We start from the raw sequence: 9,963 nt of genomic DNA, 5'->3' as shown, positions 1-9,963 counted from the left end.
GGGTGCAGAAGGACGCCGCGGAGCTGCTCGGCATCAGCCCGCGCGTGATGAACTACAAGATCAAGATCCTCGGGATCGAGATCCCGAGAACGCGGCGGATCGTCAGCGAGCCGATCGCGAGCTGACCCCAGACACGCACGCCGGGCCTCTCGGAGGTCCGGCGTGGTGCTCTCGCGCAATTCATCTCGCGGCCGGCGATCCCGAAAGTCGCTCCCGCAGTCACACCGCGCGCGTCGGGCCGCAGGCGGCCATCGGGACCCTCACCACGTCTCGAGGAATCAGCGAGCCCGCTTCAACCAGGATGTGACGAGCGTGTCGGCGCGAAAGACCTCGTGCGCCTCCGGCTGGGGCTGCTCACGCCGATAGAGGAGCGTCGGGTTGATGGGCGCCGCGAGGCCGACGACGGCGCCCACTTGGAGCCCGACCAGGCTGCCCACCAGGAATCCTGCCAAAGCGATTGCCGTGCGGTCCTCGGTGGAGCCCTTCGTGACGACGCCGCCGAGCAGGCCAGCCGCCACGCCGCCGATCAGCGAGCCGCGGCTCGTGTGCCGCTCCATGTGCCTGCCGAACGACACGACGCTCAGCTCGACGACGTCGGACCTTGGGGTGACAGCGATGACGCGTTCGAGGTCGAACAATCGCGTGGTGCCGCGCGACGTGCGGTACACGGCGCCGTCGTCAATGCGCACGGCCGCCGTCAGCTTGTGAGAACGCCCGTCCGTGAAGCACGCCGGGTGTAGCGCGGCGGAACGGCGGAGCGCGGTCGCAACGTCCGGTGAAATCGCCGGGTCGTCCAGCCGAAGCCACGTCAGTCCGCGTGGACCGATGCTCAGGAGCCGGACCTTTCCGGGCCCGCCGTCGTCGGTCTTCAGCACGATCTCGGTGCCCGGTTCGATCGTCAGCACGTTGGTCCAGTCCGAGAGCGCGGCCGGCCGCTGTCCCAGGGCCAGGCTCGGGAGGAAGAGCAAAATCAGGCCGGTCGAGACCAGACGGCAGATGGTCGCCATGACGCACTCCTTGACGAAGGCACGTATGCAAGCGGAGCGCCGTGGCAGGCCGCGCGGACCGTTCGCTCGCACGGCACCGGCGGACCTCGCCTCTGGTCTCCGCACGCAGGATCCCGGAGAATCCTCCGCCGCACGAGGAATCGTCCTGGTGGGCGTTCGCGAAGATGATTCCTGCGGCCGTAGCGCAACAGTCGTGCTAGCATCCGCGCCCTATGTCCAAGACAGCCGTCCTGCTGCTTGCTGCGTTCTTCGCGGCGGCATGTAGCCGCACGCCGACGTCACCCACCGGTGCCAGCGAGAACTTCACGTGGACCGTGGACGGCCAGTCGTTCACGGCCACCTCGAACGGTCGCTACGCTTCGCACTCTGGCGCCAGCGTCTCCATGACAGGCGCCGCATGTAACGCCGGGGCCCACGTCAGCCTGAGGTTCCCGAATACCGGGCCGGGCACGTATACCCTCGGAACCAGCACCCCAGTCGCGACCTGGACGCCCGATGCCAGGACCGGCAGCGCTGACGCCTGGAACGCGCCGGGAATTCCGCGTGTCGTGGATGGCAAGATCGTGTCCGGTGGCAGCGGGTCGGTCACCGTCACCAGCCTCTCGTCGGATTGGGTATCGGGCACGTTCAGGTTCGAGGTCGTCCCCAACCCGGCGAACAAGGACATGGCCAACAAGATCATCGAGGGGTCGTTCGAGCTCTCGTTCAAGGAACGAACCGTCTGTTGAGCGTCGCGCGCGGGTGCGCGCCCCGATACACCGTCAGCAACCGTCCCCCGCCGAGGTGCGTCTAGCACGGACCTGCCGCCTCACGGTTCCGGCTTCGCCTTCGCGCGCGGGTGCGCGCCCCGGTAGACCTCCAGCAGCCGTCCCACGTCGAGGTGCGTGTACCGCTGGGTGGTCGTCAGCCGCGCGTGGCCCAGCAGTTCCTGAATGGCGCGCAGGTCTGCCCCGGCCTGCAGCAGGTGCGTGGCGAACGTGTGGCGCAGCGCATGCGGGCTGATCGTCCTGTCGATGCCGGCCTTCGAGGCGTAGTGCCTGACGATGCGGTCGACGCTGCGCGTCGTGAGCCGGCCACCGCGCAGGTTCCGGAAGAGCGGCTGGCGATCGTCCGTTCGCCGGCGGGGCCCGGACGCGCGCGGCCGAACCGGCGGGGCCGGAGCTGGATCCTGCAGCATGCGACGGATCGCCTCGGCCGTCGTGCGATTGAACGGCACCAGCCGTTCCTTGCCGCCTTTCCCCCGCACGCGGGCAATCCTGCCGGCCAGATTCACGTCTCCGAGATCGAGCCCCGCCAGCTCGCTGAGGCGGAGGCCCGACGCGTAGAACAGCTCGAGGATCGCCTGGTCGCGGCGTCCCTGCGCTGTCGACAGATCGGCGGCGTCGAGCAGACGGGTGACTTCGTCGGCGGGCAGGTGCTCGGGAAGCGGCTGCCGCGACCGCGGCGTGCCGACGAGCGCCGTCGGATCCTCGGCGATCGATTCCTCGCGGATGAGATAGCGGGCGAACGTGCGCAGCGCCGCCAGATGCCGCGCCGCCGACGAGCGCCCGAGGCCGCGATCGTGAAGCTCCGCCAAGAACTCGCGGACCGCCTCGGTGTCGAACGCGCCGAGCGGCACGTCGCTGACGCGGCAGCCAGCGCGGCGCGCGACGGACGCCAGGAACTGCGAGAGGTCGGTGTCGTACGCGCGCAGCGTGTGCGGTGAGACGTTCCGGTTCAGGCGCAGGAACGCGAGGAACCCGCGGATGGCGTCGCGCAGCACCGGCTAGACCTGCGCCATCGGACCAGCCGGCCGAACCGCCGGCGCCGACGCGTCGAGCTCGCGCTGCCAGTCATCGAGATCGCGGAGCGCCCGCGCGCTCATCGCGAGCTGACGCTCCTGGCGGCTGCGCGGCGGCGTCTCGAGCGGCGGCATGATGCCGAAGGTGATGTTCGACGGCGCGTAGTGACGCGGCTCGGCATGCGACACGTAGTAGCCCAACGCGCCGATGGCGGTCGTCCGCGGCGGCGCCGCCGGCGCGAGCCCGAGGCTCAGGCGCGCCGCGTTGCGCCCGGCGATGAGGCCCGAGGCCGCCGACTCGACGTAGCCTTCGACGCCCGACACCTGGCCGGCGAAGAACAGGCGAGGCCGGCGGCGCGATTGCCACGTGTCGGTCAGCACCGCGGGGCCGTTGATGTACGTGTTGCGGTGGATCATGCCGAAGCGCACGAACTCGGCGCGCTCCAGGCCGGGGATCATCCGCAGCACGCGAGCCTGCTCGCTCCATTTCAACTGCGTCTGGAACCCCACGAGGCTGAAGTGATCGGCGGCGAGGTTGTCCTGCCGCAACTGGACGACGGCGTACGGGCGCTGCTGGGTGCGCGGGTCGATCAATCCGGCGGCTTTCATCGGCCCGAAGCGCAGCGTCTCGACGCCGCGGTGCGCCAGCACCTCGATCGGCAGGCAGCCTTCGAAGAAGGTCGTGTTGTCGAAATCGTGCACCGCGGCCTTCTCGGCCGCGACGATCGCCTGGTGAAACGCGCGGTACTCGTCGCGCGTCATCGGACAGTTCAGGTAGTCGCCATCGACGCCCGCGTCCTCGACGCCGTTGCCTCGCAAGCTCCGGTTCCAGCGCGAGGCCCGAAACACCTTCTCGTAGTCGAGGCTCTCGGCCAGCACGATCGGGCTGATCGCGTCGAAGAACGCCAGGTGCTCGTGCCCGGTGAACGCGGCGATGTCGGCCGACAGCACCGCCGACGTCAACGGTCCGGTCGCCAGCACCACCGGCGCATCGTCGACCGGCAACGGGATGGCCGCGATCTCGCGCCGCTCGATGCGGATGAGCGGCTGGCCTTCGACCATCTCGGTCACGCCGCGCGCGAACTGCTCGCGATCGACCGCCAGCGCGGCGCCGGCCGGCACGCGGACGCGATCGGCCACGCGCATGACCAGCGAGCCGAGCCGGCGCATCTCTTCCTTCAGCAGGCCGACCGCGTTGTCGAGCTTGTCGCCGCGAAACGAGTTGCTGCACACGAGCTCGGCGAGGTCGCCGGTCTTGTGTACTGCCGTCGGCGTCGCCGGCCGCATCTCGTACAGCGTGACCGGCACGCCCGTCGACGCGGCCTGCCACGCGGCTTCTGCGCCGGCGAGGCCGCCGCCGACGATGTGCACCATGTCGGAATGATACGCTGCCGCGGCTACGACACCGCGGCGGCTTCCTGCAGCTCCTCACTGCGCACGTAGTCGCACGACTCGTTCGCGCAGATCAGTTGCCGGCCGTGACGCTTCGTGATCTTCTCGGTCAGGAACGCGGCGCCGCACTTCGGACAGGGCTCGGCGATCGGCTTGTTCCAGAGCGTGAAATCGCACTTCGGGTAGTTGGCGCACCCGTAGAACACCTTGCCGCGGCGCGATTTGCGCTCGACGATGTCGCCGCCGTCCTTGGGGCAGCGCACGCCGGTGGACTTCTGCTTGACGTACTTGCACTCCGGGTAGCCGCTGCACGCCGTGAACTCCCCGAAGCGTCCCTGCTTCACGACGAGCTGCCGGCCGCAGTTCGGGCAGGGCTCGTCGAGCAACTGATCCGGTTTGGCCGCCGTCACGCCCTGCTTCGTCGTGATGATCTTGCGCGTCGTCTTGCACTCGGGATAGCCGGTGCAGGCCAGGAACATGCCGAACCGGCCCCGTTTGGCCACCATCGGCCGGCCGCAGTTCTCGCACGTCTCGTCGAGCTCGTCGGCCGAGGCGTCGGCCGGCTCGATCTCCTTCGTGTTGTCGCAGTCTGGATAGCGGCTGCAGGCGAGGAAGATGCCGAACTTGCCGGCTTTCTCGAGCATCTCGCCCTGTCCGCACTTGTCGCAGGCGAGGCCCGTCGGCTGCCCTTCCTTGAAGTTGGGCATCTCCGCTTCGGCGCGGCGGAGGTCCTTCACGAAGCTCTTGTAGAAGGCCGACAGCGTCTCGCCGTAATCGGCCTTGCCTTTCTCGATGTCGTCGAGCCGGTCTTCCATCCTGGCCGTGTACTCCACGTCGAGGATGTCGTCGAACGCCGGGTGCAGGAGCCGATCGACGAGACGACGGCCGAGGACGGTCGGCCGGAAGCGCCCTTCCACCTTGTTGACGTAATCGCGCGCCTGCAGCACGCCGATGATCGAGGCGTAGGTGCTGGGCCGGCCGATGCCGTTCTCCTCGAGCGCCTTGACGAGCGACCCCTCGTTGTACCGCGGCGGCGGCTGCGTGAACTTCTGCTCGGGCGTGATCGCCCGCACGTCCAGGGATTGCCCCTCCGAGAGCACGGGCAGCACACCGCTCGCCGGCGACTCGTCCTCGGCCTCGGCCGGCTGGGCGCCGGGCGCGGGACGCTCCGTCCGCTCGCTCTCGTCGGCCTCCGTGCCCTGATAGACGGCGAGCCACCCGGCGAACTTCGGCACCGATCCCTTGGCGCGGAACAGGTACTCGCCCGCCGTGATGTCCACGGTCGTGTCGTCGAAGAGCGCCGGCGTCATCTGCGAGGCGACGAAGCGATTCCAGATGAGCCGATAGAGGTAGTACTGGTCGGCGGTGAGGTGCGGCCGCACGACATCCGGGTGATGGGCCATGGACGTCGGCCGGATCGCCTCGTGCGCGTCCTGGGCCGTGGCCTTGAGGCGGTACCGATTGGCCTGCTCGGGCACGTAAGGGGCGCCGTAGGCCCTGCCGATGTACTCGCGCGCCTCCTCCAATGCCTGGTCGGCCACCCGCACCGAGTCGGTGCGCATGTAGGTGATCAGTCCGACGGGTGCATCTTCGTTCGGAAGCTGGATGCCCTCGTACAACTGCTGCGCGACCATCATGGTCTTCTTGACCGGAAACCTGGACGCCTGCTGCAGCTTGCTCGTGATGAACGGCGGCACGGCGTGCCGGCGGCGTTCCTTCGTCGCGATGGACGAGACCACGAACGTCGCGCGCTTCAAGTCGTCGAGGACGGCGCTCGCCTCGGCCTCGCGGCCGATTCTGATGGGCTGATCGCCCCTCCGCATGAGCCGTGCGTCGAACTCCGGCGGCTCCGGGCCCGCCAGCCGCGCAGTGATGTGCCAGTACTCCTCCGGCACGAACGCTTCGATCTCGCGCTCGCGGTCGCAGACGAGCTTCAGCGCCACCGACTGCACGCGGCCCGCGCTCAGCCCCCGGCGGACCTTGTCCCAGAGGATCGGGCTGATCTTGTAGCCGACCAGACGATCGAGCACCCGGCGGGCCTGCTGGGCATCGACCATCTTCATGTCGATTTCACCTGGATGCTTGATGGCGTCCAGGATGGCTTTCTTCGTGATCTCGTTGAACATCAGGCGCTGGACCTTCTGCCTGGGTGCCCCGAGCTCCTCGGCCAGGTGCCAGCCGATCGCCTCACCCTCCCGATCCGGGTCGGTCGCGACGTAGACCTGCTCGGCGGCCTTGGTCGCGTCCTTCAGCTCCTTGAGCACCTTCTGCCGATCGGGAAGGACGACGTACTCCGGCTGGAACCCGCCGTCGACGTCGACACCCAGCCTGCTCTTGGGCAGGTCACGGACGTGCCCCATCGACGCGATGACCTTGAAATCTCGCCCGAGATATTTGTTAATCGTCTTCGCCTTCGCCGGCGACTCGACGATCACGACGGCCTTCGCCATGAACCTCAACCGTTCCTTTCCGTCCCTTATCTCTTCCTATTGGTAGCAGGTCCGTCAAGCCTGACGAACAGACCGCCCGTCGTCCTGACCACCTGACCTTCGAGCTCGAGCACCCCGAGCTCGGCCAGCCACTCGGCCACCGGCCGGCCCGTCCGCAGGGCCAGCTCGTCTGCGGTCATGGGCTGACCGACGGGCATGTCAACCGATAACTGTCCATCTGTCAATAAGTTGGATACCGGCTTCCGGCCCGACGTTTCGGAAGCCGCCCAGCCGATGGCCGCGAGGACGTCCTCCACAGTCTCGACCAGTCCGGCGCCATCCTTTATGAGCGCATGGGCTCCCCGGTAGCTTCCGGACAGGGCATTTCCCGGGACCGCCAAGACCTCCCGCCCCTGCTCGAGCGCTCCTCTCGCGGTGATCAGCGACCCGCTCCGCTCCGACGCCTCGACGACGACCGTTGCCAAAGACAGGCCGCTGATGATCCGGTTCCGCAGCGGGAAATGGCTGGCGAACGGGCGTGTGCCCGGGGGAAATTCCGTCACGACCACGCCGTGACGGGCAATGGCGTGCTTCAAGTCGGCATGCTGTCGAGGGTAGGGCGTGTCGGCGCCGCTACCCAGTACCGCGATGGTGGGCCCGCCCGCCTCCAGCGCCGCACGGTGCGCGGCGCCGTCGATGCCGAGCGCCATGCCGCTGACGACCACGAGCCCGGCCTCGGCCAGGCCGGCAGCCAACCGCCGTGCGATCTCCAGGCCGATCGTGGAGGCACGGCGGGACCCGACAATCGCGACCGACGGCCGGCCAAGGAGCGAGACGTCTCCGTCGGCCCACAGCGCGAGCGGCGGATCCACGACTTCCGACAGGAGCGCCGGGTATCGTCCGTCGGTGCGCGCGAGGAGCGTCAGGCCCAACGACGCCGTGCGGGCCAGCGCTTCGGCCGCCTCGCGGCGCGCCGCGCCGATTCTGGCCGGGCGCTCGCTGGCCGGAATGCCGATGAGCGCGGCCAACCGCTCCAGCAGCTCCACGGGCGGGTCCTGCCCTCGGACGTTGGGCCACAGCGATGCCTGAAAGACCCGCGGCCCAACGGTGTCGGCTCCCAGGCGGAGCAGCGACGCCTCGACGAACGCCCGGGCGGCTGGCGGGATGGTCGCCGGCGAAGTCACGGGCGCGGGTCCTGCAGCCGACATGCCAGTCCATCCCCGCCCGTTCGCCGTCTTAGGTGCGGGGATTGACGAAATGTGCAATGCCACCGGCGGAATTCCGTCGCAGATTTTTCTACGCCGGCGCCCGGCAACCCGCGCGGGCGACGGGTTATAGTGGGGTGGGAGCGAGTCCATGCGGTTCTGGTTGATTCCCGTGGTGCTTCTCGCGCTCGCCGCGCCGGCCGCCGCCGACAAGCGATCGGAGGCGCAGGCGCAGGTGGACTTCGGTATCGCCGTCGCGCAGCGCGGCCTGTGGCGTGAAGCCACGACGCGATGGGAGCAGGCCGTGGAGCTCGATCCGAGCTACGCGGCAGCCTGGAACAACCTGGGCATCGGCCGCGAGCAGCTCGGTCGATTCGACGACGCGCGGAAGGCGTACGAGAAGGCGCTGGAGCTCGATCCCGGCAATACGTTCGTCCGATCCAACTACGACCTGTTCCGCGAGATCTATGACCGCCAGAACCGTCGTCGCGATAAGTAGCCTCGTCTGCGGCCTGGCGGCGTCCGGCTGCCTGAAGTTCTACGACGTGCCGGTCGAGATTCCGGTGCAGGCGAAGATCGACGTGTCGAAGTTCCAGCGCGTGCTGGTCGCCGGCTTCCTCAGCGGCGGCGCGCGCGCGATCGATCCGAACACCGAGACCGCGCGGCTGCTGCGGAGTCAACTGCGGAACAAGCAGGACCTTCGCGTCATCGACGCCGACGTGCTGTCGCTCGTCGAAGAGGTCGATCGGCGCCGCGGCACGCCCGCGGCCCGGCCGAGCGCCGAACCGAAGGTCCTCAACGACGCCGAGATCAAGGACTACGAGCAGATCTTCTCGGACGAGGGTTTCTGGAAGCAGGTCGCCGCCGACTACGACGGCCCGCTCATCGTCACGGGCTCGGTGCTCTTCGCGGAAGTCTCCAAGAGCGGGATGGTCACGAAGCCGCAGGCGTTCGTCGATCCGCAGTCGGGGCAGGAATCCTATCGGTCGGTGATGGAGTACAGCGACCTCAAGGGCTACGCGCTCACGCCGAAGTTCGTGTTCATCGACGGACGCACCGGCAAGGAGCTGTACTCGGAGACCTATCACGAGGAAGCGCTCTACGCCTCCGGTCAGAACACGCCGGCGCTGTCGTCCTACTTCGAGATGATGGACAAGCTGCTGCCGTCGTTCCTCAACACCTTGAGCTCGCAGAAGATCAAAGGCACGCGGACGCTCCTGAAGTAGGCACCGCGCGGCCCTGCTCTTCTTCCGTCTAGCCCGCCCCTCTTCCCGCTGCCCGCCCCCTGTTTTCTCTGTCCGCCCCCCTGTCCCCTCTGTCCGCCCCTGTCCCCGCTGCCCGCCCTGTCCCCGCTGTCTGCCCCTGTCCCCGCTGCCCGCCCCTGTCCCCTGTTCCCTTTTCCCTCTTTCCTTTGCCCTCTGCCCTTTGCCCTTTGCCCTGCCCAAATGCTAGTCTTGTAGGTTCAATACGGGCGAGTGCTGGCGCCAGGGCGCAGCTCCGGCCGCTCGGTGGAGTCTTCTGACATGTTCGCAATCGTTGAAGCTGGCGGTCGGCAGGAGAAGGTGGAGCCAGGCATCCTGGTCGTCGTGGACCGGCTCGAGGCCGAACCCGGCGCGGAGATCACGTTCGATCGGGTGCTGCTCGTCGAGACCGATGCGGGCGACGTGATGACCGGCACACCCTACGTGACCGGCGCATCGGTCACCGGGGTCGTCGAAGCCCAGTCGAAGGGCAAGAAGATCCGCGTGTTCAAGATGAAGCGCCGGAAGCAGTATCGCAAGACGCAGGGTCACCGCACCCTGCTCACGCGCGTGCGCGTGAAGTCGATCAACGTTTGATCGCGGCCGAGCGCCGCGCGAGTTCCAGTCATGGCACACAAGAAAGGGCAAGGCAGTTCGCGCAACGGCCGGGACAGCAACTCCCAGCGCCTGGGCGTCAAGCGCTTCGACGGCAACGTCGTCACCGGCGGGTCCATCCTCGTGCGGCAGCGTGGTCGCCGCTTTCGTCCCGGGCTGAACGTCGGGCGCGGCAAGGACGACACGCTGTTCGCGAAGATCGCCGGCCGGGTGAAGTTCTCCGATCACGGCGCGCACGGCCGCGTGATCAGCATCGAGCCGATTGAGAAGGCCTGATCGCCCCGTCGCGGCCGC

At 68.3% G+C, this 9,963-nt stretch carries 11 protein-coding genes; 6 read left to right on the top strand and 5 right to left on the bottom strand.

Annotation, left to right across the window (positions count from 1 at the left end):
- The coding region (locus IT184_13990) for a hypothetical protein (protein ID MCC7009914.1) at positions 1 to 125 on the top strand (125 nt) is incomplete at its 5' end.
- A gap of 153 nt (positions 126 to 278) precedes the next feature.
- On the opposite strand, the gene IT184_13985 is transcribed toward IT184_13990, so the two are convergent.
- Positions 279 to 1,007, bottom strand: a complete 729-nt coding sequence (locus IT184_13985) for a hypothetical protein (GenBank protein ID MCC7009913.1) — start codon at positions 1,005 to 1,007, stop codon at positions 279 to 281.
- A 212-nt stretch (positions 1,008 to 1,219) separates the two neighbouring features.
- Between IT184_13985 and IT184_13980 the strand changes: the two genes are divergently transcribed.
- Positions 1,220 to 1,735, top strand: a complete 516-nt coding sequence (locus IT184_13980; GenBank protein MCC7009912.1) for a hypothetical protein — start codon at positions 1,220 to 1,222, stop codon at positions 1,733 to 1,735.
- Between the two features lie 80 nt (positions 1,736 to 1,815).
- Here the strand turns inward: IT184_13980 and IT184_13975 are convergent, their stop codons facing one another.
- Genes IT184_13975 through dprA form a run of 4 tightly spaced genes read right to left on the bottom strand, consistent with a single transcriptional unit; the run spans position 1,816 to position 7,654 of the window.
- Positions 1,816 to 2,766, bottom strand: coding sequence for a tyrosine recombinase XerC (locus IT184_13975; protein MCC7009911.1), 951 nt, complete (start codon positions 2,764 to 2,766; stop codon positions 1,816 to 1,818).
- A 6-nt stretch (positions 2,767 to 2,772) separates the two neighbouring features.
- The gene (gene trmFO / locus IT184_13970; GenBank protein MCC7009910.1) at positions 2,773 to 4,161 is read right to left on the bottom strand and encodes a methylenetetrahydrofolate--tRNA-(uracil(54)-C(5))-methyltransferase (FADH(2)-oxidizing) TrmFO; all 1,389 of its coding nucleotides are present in this window, start codon (positions 4,159 to 4,161) and stop codon (positions 2,773 to 2,775) included.
- Positions 4,162 to 4,184: 23 nt separating this feature from the next.
- Positions 4,185 to 6,629, bottom strand: a complete 2,445-nt coding sequence (gene topA, locus IT184_13965) for a type I DNA topoisomerase (GenBank protein ID MCC7009909.1) — start codon at positions 6,627 to 6,629, stop codon at positions 4,185 to 4,187.
- Positions 6,630 to 6,655: 26 nt separating this feature from the next.
- Entirely contained in the window at positions 6,656 to 7,654 is a 999-nt protein-coding gene (dprA, locus tag IT184_13960; GenBank protein MCC7009908.1) for a DNA-protecting protein DprA, read from the bottom strand.
- A 310-nt stretch (positions 7,655 to 7,964) separates the two neighbouring features.
- Here dprA and IT184_13955 point away from each other — a divergent pair, with 310 nt between their 5' ends.
- The 4 genes from IT184_13955 to rpmA all read left to right on the top strand — a co-directional run bounded on the left by IT184_13955 (position 7,965) and on the right by rpmA (position 9,945).
- On the top strand, positions 7,965 to 8,312 hold the full coding sequence (locus tag IT184_13955) for a tetratricopeptide repeat protein (GenBank protein MCC7009907.1): 348 nt from the start codon (positions 7,965 to 7,967) through the stop codon (positions 8,310 to 8,312).
- Positions 8,281 to 9,039 carry a hypothetical protein gene (locus IT184_13950; protein ID MCC7009906.1) on the top strand — a complete coding sequence of 253 codons (759 nt, stop codon included), beginning with the start codon at positions 8,281 to 8,283 and terminating at the stop codon, positions 9,037 to 9,039. The genes IT184_13955 and IT184_13950 overlap by 32 nt, the downstream gene beginning before the upstream one ends.
- A 297-nt stretch (positions 9,040 to 9,336) precedes the next feature.
- A complete protein-coding gene (gene rplU, locus IT184_13945; protein ID MCC7009905.1) occupies positions 9,337 to 9,651 on the top strand; it encodes a 50S ribosomal protein L21 in 315 nt (104 codons plus the stop codon).
- Between the two features lie 30 nt (positions 9,652 to 9,681).
- Positions 9,682 to 9,945, top strand: a complete 264-nt coding sequence (gene rpmA / locus IT184_13940) for a 50S ribosomal protein L27 (protein MCC7009904.1) — start codon at positions 9,682 to 9,684, stop codon at positions 9,943 to 9,945.
- Positions 9,946 to 9,963: the final 18 nt, after the last annotated feature.

The sequence above is a fragment of the Acidobacteriota bacterium genome, from assembly GCA_020853395.1.
In the GTDB taxonomy this organism is placed as follows: domain Bacteria; phylum Acidobacteriota; class Vicinamibacteria; order Vicinamibacterales; family SCN-69-37; genus JADYYY01.
Note: the sequence above shows the minus strand (reverse complement) of the source record. Positions and strands in the feature narration are given on the sequence as shown.